At 56.2% G+C, this 721-nt stretch carries 1 protein-coding gene; it reads left to right on the top strand.

Going from position 1 to position 721, the window contains the following annotated elements:
• A partial coding sequence (locus ACTHUM_RS16580; RefSeq protein ID WP_440403503.1) for an ATP-binding protein occupies positions 1-721 on the top strand: 721 nt, incomplete at both ends.

Here is a 721-nt window from a genome sequence, read left to right as displayed (position 1 = left end):
GTTGCTGATTGAGCAGTCCGTTCTCGGCTGGAAAGAGTACGAGATGGAAGTGGTACGCGATAAGGCCGACAACTGCATCATCATTTGCTCGATTGAAAACTTCGACCCGATGGGCGTGCATACGGGCGACTCGATTACGGTTGCGCCGGCGCAAACGCTGACGGACAAGGAATACCAAATCATGCGCAACGCTTCGTTGGCGGTATTGCGCGAAATCGGCGTGGACACGGGTGGCTCGAACGTGCAATTTGCGGTGAACCCTGAAAACGGCGAGATGATTGTGATTGAGATGAACCCGCGCGTGAGCCGTTCTTCTGCGTTGGCCTCTAAAGCAACCGGCTTCCCGATTGCCAAAGTAGCAGCCAAACTGGCGGTCGGCTTTACGCTGGACGAGTTGCGCAACGACATTACCGGCGGCCGCACGCCTGCATCGTTCGAGCCTTCCATCGACTATGTGGTAACCAAAATCCCGCGTTTCGCATTTGAAAAATTCCCTGCCGCAGACGACCGCTTGACCACGCAGATGAAATCTGTGGGCGAGGTAATGGCGATGGGCCGTACCATTCAAGAAAGCTTCCAAAAAGCCTTGCGCGGTTTGGAAACCGGCTTGTGCGGCTTCAATCCGCGCAGCGAAGACAAAGCGGAAATCCGCCGCAAACTGGCCAACCCGGGCCCTGAGCGTATGCTGTTTGTAGCCGATGCGTTCCGTGCAGGCTTCACG

It is taken from the genome of Neisseria sp. P0021.S006 (assembly GCF_051956895.1).
The sequence above is the reverse complement of the archived record's forward strand: the minus strand, read 5'-3'. Positions and strand labels throughout refer to the sequence as shown.